We start from the raw sequence: 16,646 nt of genomic DNA, 5'->3' as shown, positions 1-16,646 counted from the left end.
GCTGTGATAGCCGCGACGACCATTCTGTGAGTGATCCCAGGTGGTCCCCGACGCGTTTGCCGCGCCTGTCTTTGGTTGCCGATTGCTTCAAAATATGGACAAAGTTGGTTAACCAATCCCTCTCAAAACCAACCGAGAGACGTGGACTTTGTGCCAAAAAAGGCTCGTCCACGACCATGAACGCGGTATTGCAGCCCTTCCAAGAGTATTTTGCTGCCTGCTTTTAACGGCCGAGTCAAGCAAAACAGCTCTTGCTAATTGAAGCGAATGGCCGTTTCAGCGGGGCCGCGACGGTGGCGCGTGTCATTCCGTACTCCCGAGAAGGCCCAGCGCGTCGCCCCAAAACTGCTACCCGCCCGCCGCAGATAACCGGCCCGTACCGCGGTTTCGCGGCGACCATTGATCGGCCACCGTGTTCTCCGGCAATCCGAACTGTCCGGCCTCGTGCTCTCGGCGCTGTTGGCCAACTCGCCTTAGCGGCTTCAAACGATGAACCTGCTCGGCTTCACACAGGCAGGGCGCCACCAATGCCAATATCGGCCATTGCTGCCAGTTCGGTGGCGACGGCTGCGGCCCGGCGCGCCTTCGGACCATGCTGCGGCCAAAGCAAGCGGCGCTTGATCGTCAACGCCGGCACATCCCCGGCGATCTCGATGAGATGGTCGGGCTCGAGGTGGCGCCGCAACACCAGTTCGCTGGCCAGCAAGGCGCCCATCCCGGCAATGGCGGCTTGCGCGGCGACGATCGTCAAGCCGAAGCGGGGGCCTTGATCGATCCCCTTGCGCTGCCGTCCGGCGGCCAAGAACCAGTCGCGCCATGCCGGATAGACATCGTCGCCCATGGTCGGATCGATGTGCAGCAGCGGCATTCTATCCAGCACTTCGGCCGCATCAGCCCGCGCATGGCCTTCGAGCAGAGCCGGCGCGCAGGCCGGGATCACCCGTTCGGTGAACAGGTCGAGGGATAGGGTGTCCGGCGCGGCCCCCTTCCGGTAGCTGATGGCGAGGTCGACGCCTTCCTCCAGCATGGCATCGAGTGCGACGGAGGCGATGATGCGAACCTCGAGCCGGCCCAGGAAAGGCCGCACCACGGCCAGGCGCGGCGCCAGCCACAGCGAGGCGAAGGACGGGTCGGCCGAGATGGTGAAGGTTTCCGCTTGCCGCTCGAAGCGCAGCCGCCGCATGCCGGAGGCCGGGGCGTCGAAACCCCGGTCGATGTCGGGCAGGCCTGCCTCGGCGGCGCGGGTAAGCACGATGCCATTGCCCTGGCGCCGGACAAGCCTGGCGCCAAGCCGCTCTTCCAACTGCTTTATCTGATGGCCGATGGCGCCCGGCGTGACGCCCAGTTCCTCGGCGGCGCGCGTCAGGCTGCCGGTCCTGCCAGCAGCCACCAAAGCCCGCAAACCGGACAGCGGCAAATCCCTCAACGTCGTCATATTTTGAGCCAACCTCAAAATTGCGGGAAGGGAACTCGTTTGAAACATGGATTTTCCATGCATAGGCTTGCTGGAGAAATTCAATCGCAGGGGAACGCCACGATGCTCGATACGCCAAGCCATACAACCGAAACGAAGCGGGCGGCCGCCCCGATCCGCGCCATCCGTGCCGAGGGCGCGCGCATCGCCGTCGAGCTGGTCGGCGGCCGCACCGCAAGGCTGTCGACGCGTTGGCTGCGGCTTGCCTGCGAATGCGAGGCATGTGGCGACACCGCCTCCGGCAAGAGGTGGCTGACGCCGGCCGATATCAGCACGGCCATCCATGCCGAGAGCTTCGACGCCTCCACACCCGGACAGGTCACGGCCATCTGGCAAGACGGACATGTGTCGCGTTACGACGCTGCCTTCCTGGCGAGCCATACCGATGACGCCGGCGCGGCCCGGTTCGAGCCGCAATTATGGGACGGCGGCCTAGCTGCACGGCTCGGCCGCTTCGCCTTCGATGCGGTGGTCGGCGACGACGAAGCGCTGTTCCAGTCGCTCAGGGCATTGCGCGACCATGGCATCGCCATGCTGACCGGCGTGCCGGCCGAGAAGGAAGCGACGGCCCGCGTCGCCGGCCGTTACGGGCCGATCCGCGAGACCAGCTACGGCAAGGTGTTCGACCTGATCTCGCGGCCGGACGCGCGGGTGGCGGGAGAGACGGCACGGGCGCAGATCCCGCACACGGACGAACCATTCCGCTACGCACCGCCGGGTTTCATCTTCTTCCATGCCATTAGGACCGGCGCCGGCACCGGCGGCACCTCGCTGACGGTCGATGGCTTCCATGTCGCCGAGCTGATGCGGACAGGCACACCGGAGCTGTTCGATCTCCTGACCCGGCGTGGCGTCACCTTCCACCGCGAGCATGCCGGAGAGGTGTTCTTCAGCGCCGAGGCGCATGTCATCAGTCTCGATGCCGTCGGGCAGGTCACCGGCATCCGCTATAATGACCGCTGCCTGGCACCGCAACAGGCGCCTGAAACCGAGATCGACAGCCTGATCGAAGCGCTGGCCGAACTGACGCGATTGATCTGCGACCCGCAAAACCAGTTCCAGCACCAGCTTCAGCCCGGCGAGGTGCTGGTCTTCGACAACCAGCGCGTCCTGCATGGCCGCACGGCGTTCGATCCGACCTTGGCGGTCCGTCATCTCAGAAGCTGCAACATCGACCGCGACGGCGTGCACAGCGCCTTTCGCACGCTGGCGCGGCGGTTCGCGCCGGAGGAGGCGGAAGCGGTGCTGTACCAGGGCGCGATTTTCTAGGGTTTGCAATGGAGCTTCTACCTCCCCTTGTGGGGATTTCGGACCGCAGGTCCGGGTGGGGCTGGCGCCGACCGCCCAGGAACGCAGTCCTCTTGGGCCCTCAGTTGAACCACAGCGCAAACGTCAGGAGGCCACCGCCGCCGAACTCGCTCTGGATCTGGTCGAAGTCGTCGCTGGTCAGGATCCTGCCGCTTTCGAGATAGGGCGCGATGGCCGGGCCGGTGATCGACAGCACCAGGTCGAAGGGTTTCGGCTCGTCGAAGAAGCGCTTCATGTTGATGCCCTTGCCGGTGATGCGGAAATGCGGCAGCAGCACGCGGCCTTCGAGCAGGTCCTCGGCCATGGTCAAGGTGGCGAGCCAGGCCGCGACCTGCTGCTCTCCGACTTCGAGGCCGGTGAGCGGGTTTTCGCCCTTCTGTTGCGGTCCCGGCAGCCATTCGCGGTCATTGTCGGTCTCGGCGCGGATCGCCTTCCAGTCCTCGCGCGACAGCCGGATCATCTCCAGCAGGTGACGGCGCGCCGCCTGCCGCCGCTCGGGCTCGACCACCGGCCAGTTGACGAGATGCACCAGCGAGATGAAATCGGCGATGCGCCATTCCGAGGAGAAGATGCTGCTGCCCATGTCGCCAGCCGGCGGAACGAGGATGTCCTGCAACGGCAGTTTTGCGCGCGGGAAGAGCATATGGAAAGAACCGTCGAACGTGCTCCTGAAATCATGTGCCAGCCAGAAATCGGCCTGCGCCATCAGGAACTCGGCATAGCCCTGCAGCCAGTAGCCGTCGGCGCGGTCGAAGCGGAAGGTGAGCGCAGGCGCGGCATCGTCGGGCGCCACGCCGCCACGCGACAGCGAGGCCATGATGGCGGCCATGCTCTCATCCGGCGCGATCGTGCCGTCCTCGTCGAGGTCGATGCCGACCTGGGTGAGGTCGATGACAATGCCGATACCGGCATCGGCCGGCACCGACCCCAGCGTCGCGGCGGATTTTTCCAACCGGTTGCGGAAGGCGACCAATATGGCGCGGAACTGTTCGTAGGTCAGCGGTTCGGGGTTCGGGTTTTCCTGCACAGGCAGCCGCATCAGCGGCAGCATGAAGGATCGCGGGCTCTCGAAGCCATGGCGGTGCAGGCCGCTGGCCAGCAATTCCAGCGCGGTAAAGAATTCGCCGGCGCCGGCGGCATAGGCGGATGCCGGGTCGGTGGATGCGGCTGCCTCCAGCGTCGATAGCGCCGTGTCGCGCGCGGTCACGGTTTTGGCCTCGAACAGAGCGGCCGCGGCTTCGGGCATGGCGGCCTGCGCCGAAGACATCGGCAGAACCAGAGCAAGTGCCAATGCCAGCAGACTTGCCAGTGGTGTCATTTTCCCCTCCCATGCGCGTCGTGCCGGCAATCATACACGCATTTGCAATGCCGCGTCTGCCGGGCGCTGATGCATGATTGCCATTGGCTGGCTTCAACGCGCCCGGCAGACGGTCTACACAGGGCAAACGATTGGACATCGCGTGTCGAACTATCCGCTCTCCTACAAACTGTCGTGGCTGCCGCGATTCCTGAAACCGTCGCTGTCCGGCGACGCACAGGCTTTCGCGGCAATGGCCGGCACGATGATGGATCGGGCGCCGAGGCGGACGGTGCGGCTCGCCTTCGTCGGCGACATTTCGGCGGTGGCCAACCGCAGCGCTCCTGACTGCCATCCGGCGATCAACACGCTGCTCGGTGCGGCCGACCTGGTGATCGGCAATTGCGAAAGTCCGATCGTGGACAAGCCGAGTGCCGTGCTCGGCACCAGGCTCGGCACCCATCACGCGATGAGCGAGCGCTTTCTCGGGGACGCGCTGGCGGCAGTCGGCATCTCGCGTGAAAGACTGGTGCTGTCGCTGGCCAACAACCATGTGCTCGACCAGGGCGTCGCCGGTTTCGATGAGACCGTGGCGGCGCTGAAGCGGCTCGGTATCGGCACTATTGGCCTCGCCGGCAACAGCCCGGTGCAGCCTGTCGAAGTCGGGCCGCTGACTGTCGGGTTCGCCGCCTTCACGCTGTGGCGCAATGCGGGCGAGGACCTGTTCGCCGGCCGCGTTTCGATGGCCGGCGATATTGCCCACCTGCGAGGTGACGGGTTCGATCTCCTCTGCGCCGTGCCGCATTGGGATTGGGAGTTCCGCCACTTTCCGCGCGCCGAAACGCGGAGACTGGCGAGGCGCCTGGCAGGGCAGGGCGTCGGGCTGATCGCCGGCCACCACGCCCATGTCGTGCAGCCGGTGGAGCGGATCGGCGATACGATTGTCGCCTATGGACTTGGCGATTTCCTCGGAACCGCCCTTATCCGCCAGCCTTGGCCGGGACGCATTGGCGGGATTCTTATCGCCGACGTCAGCGCCGATGCGGGAACGCGGGGGTCAGTCATTTCCTACCGGATGCATCCCTTTGTGCGGCTGCGCGCCGGGGATCATGAGCGGCTGGCGCCGGTGGAAGGATTGGAGGGCCGCATGCGGGACAAGGTGCAAAGGCGGTTGAGCGCGGTCTTTCCGTAACTACAGGTGGTGGACATTGGCCAAGATCGCCATGTCGGCGCTTTTCAAAGCGCTGATGATTGGCGAATGAAGGGGCGGCGCAAGCATCTGTTGAAGAGGCGCTACAGTCGATACTTCAGACAAAACCGGCTATCATGAACCGGTCCAGGCAAGCGGGGGTGGCGGTGGAAACAGCGGATTTCATGCCCGGCGACGCCGTGGTTGCCGGCATCCGGAAAAAACATCGAGGCTTATGAAGCGGCGCGGGCCTCCGTGGTGCGGCAGGTACGCTGGCGGGTGCCGCTGTTCGTCGGTTTGGTGCTGGCGACGGTGGTGCTGATCGCCTGGCTGTTCAACAAGGTCGCCGATCCCAACGAGCAATGGTTCTCGACGCCGCATGTGTTCCTCTACGTCGTCGGGTTCGCAGCTTCGATCCTGCTTTATTTCCAGGCGATGAAGCCGGCGACGCGGCTGCAGCAATCATTTCGCCAAACACTGCTGCCCATCATCTTCGGCTTCATCCGCGACGTGCGCTACGCGCATGGCGGGCGGCCAAATTCCTTCGACCGGCTGCCGCGCGAGGCGGTCGGGCCGTTCAACCGGCAGTCGTTCGATGATGTCGTTTCCGGTCGCTACGAAGAGTTTCCGTTCGAGCTCTACGAAGCGGAGCTGCGGGAAGGAAATGGCAAAGGCTCGTCGACGGCCTTCAAAGGTGTGATCGTCGCCTTCGAAGCCATCGAACCGTTTCCGGGAATATTGGTGGCGACGCGGCGGACCAATGCCGTCGTCGGCTTCTTCCGTGGCATGTTCGCCAGCAAGATGCAGGAACTGTCATCCGGCGTGCCGGAACTCGATGCCGCCTATGAGTTCCGCACCGACAATGCCGAGGAGGCGCAGCCATTGGTGAGCGGCCGGCTCGCGCAGGCGCTGAAATGGCTGGGCGAAACCTGGCCGGAGGAACCGGCGCGCGTGGCCCTCAACGGCAGCGACGGTTTTCTGCTCCTGCCGCAGGCGAAGAATTTCTTCGAACTGCCCGCCATTTCGGTGCCACTGGACTACCAAGCCCATGTCGCGCCGATGATATCGGACATGGGCGCGATGCTGGCGACGGCAGCGCTGGTGCGCAAGATCGGCGCCAGGGACGAAGCGGCTTGATCAGCCGGCGTTCCCGTCAGCAATCGAAGCCGTACTTTTCGCGCATGTTGTCCGCCTCTTCTTTCGACATTCGCTTGAACATCACGCAGATCGTGAAGCTGCCGACCTGATGGCCGTCCCGCGTATATCCCCAGTCGGAAATGTCGTCCCTGGTGAATTCTATGTTCTGGCCGAGCACGACGTTGTGCACTGCCTCCGGCTCATTGGCCAATATGCCGACAAACCCTGTCCCGGCACGGCGGAACGGTATGACCCAGAAGTGCTCGGTGACATGCCCATCCCGCACCTTGACCTTCAACTTGAACCTGCCTGTGCCGGAAGGAGGCATTTCGGACAGTGCCAGGAAGTCATCCAGGCCGGCGAGCGCCTGCTTGGTCGCCGCAGCCATGTCGGGATCGCCCGCAGCGAAGATGATCCCCTTGTCGTCACCTGGATCCACGCCTTGCGCGCCGACCGATCCCGGAGCAAGCGCCAGCATCAAGGCTGCCGCAGTTCGGACCGCTGGTTTCATGGAAGGCCCCCTTCATCATTGCGGTCGACACAATGCTGCATCGCTATCCGATTTGCAACCTTGGCGCGAGTTTGCCTCTTCAGGTCCAAGGTGGCGGCGGCCGTCGATGACAAGACCGGCATGGTGACGTCGGTGAAGAAGGCTTCGTCCCTACAGCTTGCTCGGCACCAGGCCAGCCAGCCAGTTGGCCGACCGCTTGGCCATGTCGGCGGTCGCCGATACAGCGCGGCCAAGATCGGTCTTGACGACGGCATAGCCGTTTTTCGTACGATAGAGCACGCCGGTGCCGCCATCGACCACCTGTTCATAGGCGACCGGCCGCGCGGCGGCCGCTTCCATCGCCGTCGTCGGCGAGCCGACCGGGACCGTCGGCCTGTGGCTCAGCTCGGGCGGCAGCGTCGGTTCAACGGCGCGGCTGGCGGGCCTCAGCTCCGGGCGCGAAGCCGTCGCGGCCAGTTGCGAAAAGGGCGCGGAACCTTTCGCGCGGCAGATGCCAGAGACGAGCGGATAGTTGAAATTGCGCTCGTGCAGCATCTGGCTCTTCATCGCCGCTTCGCACTCGGCGATGGTCGACCATTTGGCCGGCGTCTCGCCGATATATTCGCAAAGCTTGGCGTCGCAGTCGCAGCCGACGATGGTCATGGCGACAAGGGAGGTCTTGATCACGGTCTCGTCCCCTCGATGTGCCCCTCGGCAGCCCATTCAGGTGCATGTCGCGATCCAAACCGGTCCCTGAGCGGAGCCTGCGGGCACGCTTTGGGCGACATGCGACAGTCCATCGCGCGTGAACAAGGCGGGATTTGGCCGCGATTGTGAAATGAGCGTGGCGGGCGCTCGACACGGCCGTTCTCCGCGCAGCGTGGCCGAAAGGCCTCAGTAGTCGTAGACGTGCTCCAGCCTGGCGCCTGACTTGATCAGCGCCGGCAATACCAGATGCAGCCTGGGTACGGCTACGACCATGCCGGTGCGGCGTGTCGATGGATCGGCCGGCAGCGGATAGCTGAACAGGATGCGCATGCCTTCGGGGACGGCGATCGAATCCGTGGAGAGCACGGTGATCATGATCTCGTCGTTGCCGCCGATCTCGACGAATGAGACGCCCTTGTCGATCAGGCGCGGAATCATGTCGGTGAACACCTGGTAGCGCTTGGTGACGAAAACGGTGCCGTCGGGGCCGTAGTCGCGTTCGAGCAAGGTGTCGGCTTCGTTGCGCGTCGCTTCGCCGACCGGTCCCTTGGCCCAGACGTGGATGTCGAGCAAGGCCGGATCGGACGTTGCCGCGAGTGCCTGCCTGATCAGACTGGCATAGAACTGCTTGATGGTGTCGGCGAGGCCGAAGGCAAGCTTGCGTTCGCTGGTGCGCACGGCGCTGTCGCCCGGCGCCGGCTGGACCGCGAAAAGCCCGGCGCGCTTCTCGGCATACGGAAACTGGTGCCACGGGCCCTGGTCGAGGAAGGCGGCGTATTCGGCCGCCACCTTGGCCTGATAGATGTCAGTCGCCGTGCGCCTGCCCGCAATCGCCTCGGTGATGCGGCCCACCGTGTTTTCATAAGCCCATTGCACGGCATGCTCGATCGTGTGGCTGGTGCCGATGACGACCGGCATCTGGTGGTTGGCGTAGTTGAATTTATAGGCGGAGCTGGCGCGGATCACCATGGCGTAGTCCTGCCAGAAGCGGCCGACATAGGCGAAATAGGGAAAGCCGCTCGGCTGGTCCTTGGCGACGAAGCCGGCATATTCGCGCGCAGCATAGACGATGGCCCATTCCGGGTAGGTGAGGAAGGTCGATTCCTCAGGTCGCTGGTAGCCGGGGATTTCGGCGCGCACCCTGGCGGCGAGCGCCGGCGGCGGTGCACCTTCGGCGATACCCGGCAACGGTGTCTTGTCCAGCGACGGCGTCGTCAGGAAACCGTAGGCCAGCCCGGCGATCGGGATCAGGACAATGATGACGATCAGCCAGAGAATCGTCCTGATGATACGCTTCAGCAAGCGGAACAGGACCATGGCCGGTCAGGCCATGGCGGCGGCAAGCTTCTGGATCAATGTCATGAAGTATCCCCCTTCAGCGAATCCGCCTGCAAACGCAAACGGACTCTGACAGGGCAATACTAACCGATTTTGGCGCGCGGTGAAGCGGCGCCCGCAACTTCGCCGGGAAGGCGCTTGAGCGGGAAGTAAAAAGACAGTCGGCGCCGGGATTTCTCCCAGCGCCTCCCTGTCAGACCAGGACACGGTCACGGCAGCAACTCCCCTAAAGTCGTCGCACCAAGCCGGCCTTGATTTTGACGGTCCTGCCAGTCGCCGCCCGAAGGCCGCGCCCGTTCCAGACCACGCCGGTCTCCACCCTTGCGGGCTTTGCCCTGCGGCCATCGAAGGTTTTTGCCGTCCTTCATGGCAGCATCGGTCCGCCGTCGGCGTTGGCACGCTTTCCGCGGCCCCGTAGGTCTCGGCTTCCGTCCCTCGAAGCAGGCGAGCCTGCTCTCGCTTCGGGCCGTACGGGCCTCAGGAAATCCGCCTTTCACCTTCGCCTTTCGGCTGGGCGATCGGTAGCCGCCTGAGATGGGCTAAACTTACGCCGGCCAAGGATGTTGGGGAATGCCCGCGGGCCTGTGGATAGCGGGATTATCGGGGACCATTGCCAGAAGCCTCGGAATTTCAGGCACCAAGGCCTTAGACAGCCTGCCCTGCTTTTTTCGGCACGCGAACCGAGAGCGCCTATTGCTCAGCCGACGGGCGCGGGCTTCAATGCCGGCGAAGGATCGGGCAGTGCGTGCCTGGCGCCTTGCGGGGAGGGATGCGCATTGAAGGTCGGGGTGGTGCTCAATCCGATTGCCGGCGGCGGCTGGCTGAAACGGCACTGGTCCGAGGTCGCCGCTTCGCTGAAAAATCACTTCGGCGATTTCGAGCTGCGCGAAACGCAGGCCGAAGGCGATGCCGAAAGGCTGGCGCTCGACCTCGCGGCAAACGGATTCGACCTGGTGATCGCGGCCGGTGGCGACGGCACTGCCAGCGAAGTGGCCGACGGCCTGTTGCAGGCATGCAAGGAAAACGGCCGCGCGCCCGAACTCGGCCTGCTGCCGTGCGGCACGGGTATCGATTTCGCGCGCGGGCTCGGCCTGCCGAAGGAGGTGGACGCGACGCTGAAGCGGATCGCCGGGGCCAAGGGCAGGGCGGTCGATGCAGGGCGCATCTGCTATATCGACGATCATGGCGCGCTGGCCAGCCGGCACTTCGTCAACATTGCGAGCCTGGGGCTCTCGGGCGCAACCGATCGCGCCGTCAACGCCGACAAGCGTAAAGGCAAGGTTGCGGCCAAGACGCTGTTCCTGTGGCGCACCGTGGTCGAATTCGTCCGCTACCGGTTCCAGGATGTGACGATTTCAGTCGATGACGGCGCGCCGGTTGAGGCGCGCATGGCGCTGGTCGCGGTGGCCAATGGCAAATTCTTCGGCGGCGGCATGATGATCGCGCCGGACGCCGAACTGACCGACGGCCAATTCGACATCGTCATCCTGCGGGCTGCCAGCAAGCTGAAGCTGATCTGGGATATCCGCCTGCTCTATGGCGGCAGGCATCGCAACCATCCGGCCATCACCATCCTGCGCGGCAAGAAAGTGGTTGTCGAACCGCTCGGCGACGTGGAAAAGAACGGCGCGCTGGTCGACATCGATGGTGAGTCGCCCGGGCGCATACCAGCGACCTTCGAGATCCTGCCCGGCGCTCTGACGCTCAGATATTGAATCAAGACGTTGCGGCTTTGATTCAGGTCGCTCCGGTCCTGATTCCGGATGAGCGCTCAACCTTTTGAAACCGCTTCAAGTTTCCCGGATTCAGATTTCCAGTTTGGACGGAAAACCGGGCGCGCGCAGGTCGGCGCCGACAGCGTCCTCGAGCAATTTGACAACCTGGGTCGACCAGGCGCCGCCGCCGTAAGCCGCCTTGCCCTGCTCGAAAATCGCATTGACGCGCGATGCCAGTTCCACCGGCACACCGAAATCCCGACCCATGCCCAGCGCGAAGCCGAGGTCCTTCAGCGCCAGGTCCATGGTGAAGCCGATGTCGTAGGAGCCGTTCAGGATGAGTTGGCTTTCGGTTTCGTGGACGAAGCTGTTGCCGGAGGAGGCAACGATGGCGTGATAGGCTTGGGCGAGGTCGAGCCCGCCTTGCCTAGCCAGCATCAGCGCCTCACCGGCGGCGACGAGATGGATGAAGGCCAGCATGTTGGTGATGACCTTGATCACCGCCGCCGAGCCGATCGGGCCCATCAGGAACGACTTCGCGCACATCGCATCGATGGCAGGGCGATGACGCTCGTAGAGGGCGGCATCGCCACCGACCAGCGCGGTGATTTTCCCGGCCGCCGCCAGATGCACGCCACCGGTGACCGGGCATTCCAAGGTCTCGATTCCCCTGGCCGAGGCGAGGCCCGCGAGGCGCACGATCTCGTCGCGGCCATTGGTCGACATCTCAATCCAGGTGCCGCCGGCGGGGAGGCCGTTGAGCAGTCCAATAGGCCAGGCGAGAACCGCCTCGCTGGCCTTCGGCGATGGCAGGCAAGTTATGGCATTGCCCGCCCGCTCAGCCGCCTCGGCGGGGCTGCCGGCAGCGATAGCGCCGAGCGCCACGAGGCGCTGGACGGCGGTGGGCTCCCGGTCGAACACGGTGACGGCAAAACCGTTGCGCACCAGGCTGGCGGCAAGTTTGCCGCCGAGATGGCCAAGGCCGATGAAGGCGTAGCGTTCGCTCACGGCATCAGCGGCGTTTGCATCATCTGCAAATGCAGGTCCTTGCCGGTGTAGGGGTGAGCGTCGCAGACGTCTTCGTTGAGTTCGACGCCGAGGCCAGGTTCCTTCGACGGGATGACGTTGCCGTCCTGCCACTCGATCTTCTTCTTGAGCAACGTGGCGTGGAAACCGTCCCACTGCTTCAGCGATTCCAGGATCAGGAAGTTGGGCAGCGTCACCGCCAACTGGATGTTGGCGGCGCCGACGATCGGTCCGCAATAGCAATGCGGTGCGATCTGGATGTGGTAGGCCTCGGCCATGGCGGCGATCTTCTTGGTTTCGAGAATGCCGCCGGAGCGGCCGAGGTCCGGCTGCAATATGGTCGCGGCGCGGTTCTCTATGACGCGGGCGAATTCGAACTTGGTCGTCAGCCGTTCGCCGGTGGCGATCGGGATGGAAGTCGCGCGGGCGACCTGCGCCATGACTTCGGGCATATCGGGCGGCACCGGCTCCTCGAACCACAAGGGGTCGTAGGGCTCGATGGCACGGGCAAGGCGCAGGGCGCCGGAGGCGGTGAACTGGCCGTGCGTGCCGAACAATATGTCGGCACGCGTGCCGACCGCCTCGCGGATCGCCTTGATCATGCGGGTCGAGACGTCGATGTCGAGCAGGCGCGGCTGGTGGCCGTCAAAGGCGGTGTAGGGACCGGCCGGGTCGAGCTTGACGGCATTGAAACCCTGCTCGACATATTCGAGCGCGCAGGCCGCCGCCATTTCGGGGTCGTTGTAGACATTCCTGCCGTCCGGGGCGTCCTCGGAATGGACGCTGCCGGTATGCGGATAGAGGTAAGTGTAGGAGCGCAGCGTCTCGTGCACCTGGCCGCCGAGCAGCTTGTAGACTGGTTTGTCCGCTTCCTTGCCAATAATGTCCCAGCAGGCCATTTCCAGCGCCGAGACGCAGCCCATGCCGGACACGTCGGGCCGCTGCGTGAAGCCGGAGGAATAGGCGCGGCGAAAGAAATTCTCGATGTCGTGCGGATCGCGGCCGAGGAGATAGCGCTCGGCCATGTCCTCGACCATCCTGGTCGTGACATGGGCGGAGAAGGTGGCGTTGTAGGCCTCGCCGTAACCCACCACACCGCCATCGGTGGTAAGCTTGACGAAGATGAAATACTTGCCGCCGATGCCGGGCGGCGGATTGCCGACAACCCAGGTCTTGACGTCGGTGATCTTCATTCTTGGTCCTCCAGAACCAGTTCGGCGCCTTTCCATCCGGTCAGGATCGAGGCGGCGTTGGTGTTGCCGGTTATGTTGTCGGGAAAGATCGAGGCGTCGATCACGCGCAAGCCTTCTAGCCCATGTACCTTGAGCCGCGGATCGACCACGGCGCGCGCGGGATCGGGTCCCATGCGGCAGGTCGAAACCGGATGATAGACGGTGCCGGAGCGTTTCCTGAAATCCGTGATCAGGTCGGCGTCCGAAGTGATTGATGGGCCTGGCAAAACCTCCTCCGCGATGATCTCGGCCATAGCCGGCATCGAGGCGATCTTGCGCACGAATTTCACCGCCGCCAGCATCTCCTCGACATCGGCATTGGTCGAATAGGCGTTGGCGACGATCTTGGGATGGTCCAACGGATTGCTGGAGCGGATCATGATCTCGCCGCGGCTCGACGGGCGGCAGTTGGACAAGCCGATGGAGAAGCCAGGCCAAGGGTCCGGCGTCAGGATCGGGCGCTCGCCACTCTTCGGGATGACGGTCGAAAACGCCTGGAAATAGAGCTGCATGTTGGGGCGCGAAAAGGCCGGGTCGGTGCGGAAGAAGCCACCGCCGTGGTTCATCGACAGCGACAGCGGGCCGGAACGCGTCAGGATGTACTGCATGCCGACCATGAGCTTGCCCCACCAGGGACGCAGGATCTGGTTTAGCGTCGGCAACCTGCCCTTGAAGGTGTAATTGATGCCGACATGGTCCTGCAGATTGGCGCCGACATTCTCGTTGGCGTGAATGACCGGGATGCCCAGCCCGTGGAGCAGCGCCGCCGGACCGACGCCGGAGAGTTGCAGAAGCTGTGGCGAGTTGATCGAGCCGGCGGACAGGATGATTTCGCGGCCCGCGCGGGCCGTTTTCGTCTGGCCGTTCTGTAAATATTCGACCCCGACGGCACGCTTGCCTTCGAACAGGATGCGGCTTGCCAGCGCGTTGGTCTCGACACGGACGTTTGCGCGCTTCATCGCCGGGCGCAGGAAGGCGCGCGCGGCCGACATGCGGCGGCCGTTGCGGGTCGAGATCTGGTAGACGCCGACGCCTTCCTGTGCAGCGCCGTTGAAATCGGGATTGAACGGCAGGCCGGCCTGCTGGCCGGCGGCGAGGTAGCGCCTCGTCAGCGGGTGGACGGCATCAGACGTATCGCTGATGTGCAGCGAGCCACCTCTGCCACGCCATCTGTCGGCCCCGGCTTCATTGTCCTCCAGCGCCTTGAAGGCCGGCAGCAGGTCGTCATAGCCCCAGCCGGGATTGCCCGCGTCGCGCCAGTCGTCGAAATCCTCGCGCGCGCCGCGGATCCACACCATGGCGTTGATCGAGCTGGACCCGCCAAGCAACTTGCCGCGCGGCCAGTGGTCGACATTGCCGCCAAGACCGGGATCCGGCTCGGTCTTGTAGTTCCAGTTGACCGTGGGATCGAAGAAGGTCTTGCCGTAGCCGAGCGGCATCTGCACGTAGAAGCGGCGGTCGCTGCCGCCGGCTTCGAGCACAAGCACCGAAAAGCGGCCCGAGGCCGACAATTTATCGGCGAGCACCGAACCGGCCGAGCCGGAGCCGACGATGATGAAGTCGTAGGTCTGCATGATGGGTATGGCCGGCTCCGGAAATCTGGCCGCAGCCTAGACGGGGCGGGCTTGCCGCGTCGCTGGGCCTTCCGGCATGCGTTGTGAAAAAAGCGACCGCGATGCCGGATCCAGTTGCGGGGAACCCTTAGCAATCCCGCTTGATACGCATGGGGTCGACAGCTTATGCGAGGACATCGGCCAATCTGCGCAAGGCAGGAGATCCCATGCGTGTCCTGTCGGATGCTTTCATTCCCGAACTGCCGGGTCACTACAAGGGCAAGGTCCGCGAGAATTACGACCTCCCGGACGGGAGGCGCATCATCATCGCCACAGACCGCCTCAGCGCCTTCGACACCATCCTGACCTCGATCCCGTTCAAGGGCGAGGTCCTGACGCAGACGGCGCGGTACTGGTTCGAGGAAACCGCCGATATCTGCCCGAACCATGTTCTCGAATATCCCGACCCGAATGTCGTCGTCGGCACCAGGCTCGACATCCTGCCGGTCGAGATCGTCGTGCGCGGCTATCTGGCGGGCACCACCAGCACCTCGATCCTGACCCGCTATCGTCGCGGCGAACGGGACATGTATGGCATGCGGCTGCCGGACGGCCTGCGCGACAATGAGAAGCTGGCCGAACCGATCATCACGCCGACCAGCAAGGCTGCGCATGGCGGCCATGACGAGCCGCTGTCCAGGACCGAGATCATCGAACAGGGCCTGCTCACCCAGGCGCAGTGGGACACCGTCTCGGATTACGCCTTGAACCTGTTCGCCCGCGGCCAGGCGCGTGCCGCCGAACGCGGCCTGATCCTCGCCGACACGAAATACGAATTCGGCATCGACCAAAACAGGACGATCATCCTGGCCGACGAAATCCACACGCCCGACAGCAGCCGGTATTGGATCGCCGGGAGTTACGAACAGGCCCTGGCGAACGGCACTCGGCCGGAAAGTTTCGACAAGGATTTCATCCGATCGTGGGTGACGGCGCGCTGCGATCCCTACAGGGAGCCTATTCCGGAAATCCCGGATGAGATCGTCGAACAGGCCTCCAAAGTCTATGCGCAGGCTTACGAGGCCATCACCGGCAAGACGTTCGTCCCCGACGTTTCCGGGCATACTGTTCTGGATCGCATTCGAGCGAACCTCGAGCGCTATTTCTAGAAGGCCGCGAGCCCTTGCGGGGGACTCGAAATGAAGGTCCGAGCCGTGGATCGCGATCGTCTCGCGTTGACGCGTTGGCGCCTTGACGATACGGGATCAGGGCAGTCAATCTCTGGGGATAACTCGCATGGTGCATTACGCGGACGGGCGGCCGATCGGCGATCTGACGCTGCGCACGCTGGCCATGCCTTCGGACGCCAATGCCGCCGGCGACATTTTCGGCGGCTGGGTGATGGCGCAGATGGACCTGGCCTGCGGCATCCGCGCCGCCGAGCGCGCCAAGGGCCGCGTGGTGACGGCGGCGGTCAAGGAGATGTCCTTCGCCAAGCCGATGAAGATCGGCGATACGCTGTGCATCTACACCCATGTCGAGCGCGTCGGCCGCAGCTCGATGACGCTCAAGGTCGAGGCCTGGGCGCAGCGCTATCTCTCCGACCTGATGGAAAAGGTCACGCACGCCGATTTCGTCATGGTGGCGCTGGACGGCGAGGGCAAGCCGAAGGCCGTTCCGGCCGAAAGCTAAAGCCTGGGACCGCTGTGAAACTGTCTTTCAGCCCTGCGGCGGCGGTGCGGACACGAAGACAATCAGTCAATGATTGCTGAACGACTGTAGAATTTCAGCCATGCAGGCCATCGAATTTCGCACGCGCGGCCCGTACGCGCGTGGTGTTCCTGCGCGCCCATTCGCCGAGCGCGCTGACGGGGACCAGCAGTTCGTGGCCGAGTTCGGTCAGCTCGTAGTCGACGCGCGGCGGAATGGTCGGGAACACGGTGCGGGTGACGAAACCGTCGCGTTCCAGCCCTCGCAAGGTGGTGGTCAGCATCTTCTGCGAGATGCCGCCGACAGCCGCGCGCAGCTCATTGAAGCGCAGCGGTCCGTCGCCGAGCTTGCCGACGACGAGCACGGTCCACTTGTCGCCGACGCGCTGCAGGATTTCCGAAACGGCACGGCAGTCTTCGGTGTTGTGCGGGTTCCTCAGTAACAAAAAGGTGCCTCCTTGCGCATGAAG

The 16,646-nt window shown here is 64.2% G+C and carries 14 protein-coding genes and 1 pseudogene; 6 read left to right on the top strand and 9 right to left on the bottom strand.

Annotation, left to right across the window (positions count from 1 at the left end):
- Positions 1-505: 505 nt before the first annotated feature.
- Positions 506-1,435, bottom strand: coding sequence for a LysR substrate-binding domain-containing protein (locus tag ACIU1A_RS21165; RefSeq protein WP_404925207.1), 930 nt, complete (start codon positions 1,433-1,435; stop codon positions 506-508).
- Between the two features lie 102 nt (positions 1,436-1,537).
- Between ACIU1A_RS21165 and ACIU1A_RS21160 the strand changes: the two genes are divergently transcribed.
- Entirely contained in the window at positions 1,538-2,743 is a 1,206-nt protein-coding gene (locus tag ACIU1A_RS21160; protein ID WP_404925206.1) for a TauD/TfdA family dioxygenase, read from the top strand.
- A 100-nt stretch (positions 2,744-2,843) separates the two neighbouring features.
- On the opposite strand, the gene ACIU1A_RS21155 is transcribed toward ACIU1A_RS21160, so the two are convergent.
- Positions 2,844-4,100, bottom strand: a complete 1,257-nt coding sequence (locus ACIU1A_RS21155) for a hypothetical protein (protein WP_404925205.1) — start codon at positions 4,098-4,100, stop codon at positions 2,844-2,846.
- A gap of 142 nt (positions 4,101-4,242) precedes the next feature.
- Between ACIU1A_RS21155 and ACIU1A_RS21150 the strand changes: the two genes are divergently transcribed.
- Positions 4,243-5,271 (top strand): CapA family protein, encoded by a 1,029-nt coding sequence (locus tag ACIU1A_RS21150; protein ID WP_404925204.1) that lies wholly within the window; start codon positions 4,243-4,245, stop codon positions 5,269-5,271.
- 182 nt (positions 5,272-5,453) lie between these two features.
- Positions 5,454-6,405, top strand: a pseudogene (locus ACIU1A_RS21145) (hypothetical protein).
- 16 nt (positions 6,406-6,421) lie between these two features.
- Here ACIU1A_RS21145 and ACIU1A_RS21140 read toward each other — a convergent pair.
- The 3 genes from ACIU1A_RS21140 to ACIU1A_RS21130 form a co-directional block, all read right to left on the bottom strand.
- On the bottom strand, positions 6,422-6,916 hold the full coding sequence (locus ACIU1A_RS21140) for a YegJ family protein (RefSeq protein ID WP_404925203.1): 495 nt from the start codon (positions 6,914-6,916) through the stop codon (positions 6,422-6,424).
- A gap of 150 nt (positions 6,917-7,066) precedes the next feature.
- Positions 7,067-7,582, bottom strand: coding sequence for a hypothetical protein (locus tag ACIU1A_RS21135; RefSeq protein WP_404925202.1), 516 nt, complete (start codon positions 7,580-7,582; stop codon positions 7,067-7,069).
- 207 nt (positions 7,583-7,789) lie between these two features.
- Positions 7,790-8,920 (bottom strand): hypothetical protein, encoded by a 1,131-nt coding sequence (locus ACIU1A_RS21130; protein ID WP_404925201.1) that lies wholly within the window; start codon positions 8,918-8,920, stop codon positions 7,790-7,792.
- 797 nt (positions 8,921-9,717) lie between these two features.
- Between ACIU1A_RS21130 and ACIU1A_RS21125 the strand changes: the two genes are divergently transcribed.
- Entirely contained in the window at positions 9,718-10,656 is a 939-nt protein-coding gene (locus tag ACIU1A_RS21125; protein WP_404925200.1) for a diacylglycerol/lipid kinase family protein, read from the top strand.
- 90 nt (positions 10,657-10,746) lie between these two features.
- Here the strand turns inward: ACIU1A_RS21125 and ACIU1A_RS21120 are convergent, their stop codons facing one another.
- From ACIU1A_RS21120 to ACIU1A_RS21110, 3 genes are read right to left on the bottom strand one after another with little or no spacing between them, the layout of a single operon-like run.
- A complete protein-coding gene (locus ACIU1A_RS21120) occupies positions 10,747-11,664 on the bottom strand; it encodes an NAD(P)-dependent oxidoreductase (RefSeq protein WP_404925199.1) in 918 nt (305 codons plus the stop codon).
- The gene (locus ACIU1A_RS21115; protein WP_404925198.1) at positions 11,661-12,875 is read right to left on the bottom strand and encodes a mandelate racemase/muconate lactonizing enzyme family protein; all 1,215 of its coding nucleotides are present in this window, start codon (positions 12,873-12,875) and stop codon (positions 11,661-11,663) included. The genes ACIU1A_RS21120 and ACIU1A_RS21115 overlap by 4 nt, the downstream gene beginning before the upstream one ends.
- Positions 12,872-14,488 carry a GMC family oxidoreductase gene (locus tag ACIU1A_RS21110; RefSeq protein WP_404925197.1) on the bottom strand — a complete coding sequence of 539 codons (1,617 nt, stop codon included), beginning with the start codon at positions 14,486-14,488 and terminating at the stop codon, positions 12,872-12,874. The genes ACIU1A_RS21115 and ACIU1A_RS21110 overlap by 4 nt, the downstream gene beginning before the upstream one ends.
- 206 nt (positions 14,489-14,694) lie before the next feature.
- On the opposite strand from ACIU1A_RS21110, the gene ACIU1A_RS21105 reads away from it, so the two are divergent.
- Positions 14,695-15,636, top strand: a complete 942-nt coding sequence (locus ACIU1A_RS21105) for a phosphoribosylaminoimidazolesuccinocarboxamide synthase (RefSeq protein WP_140556048.1) — start codon at positions 14,695-14,697, stop codon at positions 15,634-15,636.
- Between the two features lie 127 nt (positions 15,637-15,763).
- Positions 15,764-16,159: an acyl-CoA thioesterase gene (locus ACIU1A_RS21100; RefSeq protein ID WP_404925196.1), complete on the top strand. Its 396-nt coding sequence runs from the start codon at positions 15,764-15,766 to the stop codon at positions 16,157-16,159.
- 94 nt (positions 16,160-16,253) lie between these two features.
- On the opposite strand, the gene ACIU1A_RS21095 is transcribed toward ACIU1A_RS21100, so the two are convergent.
- The gene (locus tag ACIU1A_RS21095) at positions 16,254-16,622 is read right to left on the bottom strand and encodes a helix-turn-helix domain-containing protein (RefSeq protein WP_181165214.1); all 369 of its coding nucleotides are present in this window, start codon (positions 16,620-16,622) and stop codon (positions 16,254-16,256) included.
- Positions 16,623-16,646: the final 24 nt, after the last annotated feature.

The sequence above is a fragment of the Mesorhizobium maamorense genome (genome assembly GCF_044998965.1).
In the GTDB taxonomy this organism is placed as follows: Bacteria; Pseudomonadota; Alphaproteobacteria; order Rhizobiales; family Rhizobiaceae; genus Mesorhizobium.
This window is presented reverse-complemented; position numbering and strand designations above follow the sequence as displayed.

Bases quoted from the DNA above. Each gene is read 5' to 3' on its own strand.
- ACIU1A_RS21165 (WP_404925207.1), bottom strand. From the start codon at position 1,435: ATGACGACGTTGAGGGATTTGCCGCTGTCCGGTTTGCGGGCTTTGGTG.
- ACIU1A_RS21160 (WP_404925206.1), top strand. From the start codon at position 1,538: ATGCTCGATACGCCAAGCCATACAACCGAAACGAAGCGGGCGGCCGCC.
- ACIU1A_RS21155 (WP_404925205.1), bottom strand. From the start codon at position 4,100: ATGACACCACTGGCAAGTCTGCTGGCATTGGCACTTGCTCTGGTTCTG.
- ACIU1A_RS21140 (WP_404925203.1), bottom strand. From the start codon at position 6,916: ATGAAACCAGCGGTCCGAACTGCGGCAGCCTTGATGCTGGCGCTTGCT.
- ACIU1A_RS21130 (WP_404925201.1), bottom strand. From the start codon at position 8,920: ATGGTCCTGTTCCGCTTGCTGAAGCGTATCATCAGGACGATTCTCTGG.
- ACIU1A_RS21115 (WP_404925198.1), bottom strand. From the start codon at position 12,875: ATGAAGATCACCGACGTCAAGACCTGGGTTGTCGGCAATCCGCCGCCC.
- ACIU1A_RS21110 (WP_404925197.1), bottom strand. From the start codon at position 14,488: ATGCAGACCTACGACTTCATCATCGTCGGCTCCGGCTCGGCCGGTTCG.
- ACIU1A_RS21105 (WP_140556048.1), top strand. From the start codon at position 14,695: ATGCGTGTCCTGTCGGATGCTTTCATTCCCGAACTGCCGGGTCACTAC.
- ACIU1A_RS21100 (WP_404925196.1), top strand. From the start codon at position 15,764: ATGGTGCATTACGCGGACGGGCGGCCGATCGGCGATCTGACGCTGCGC.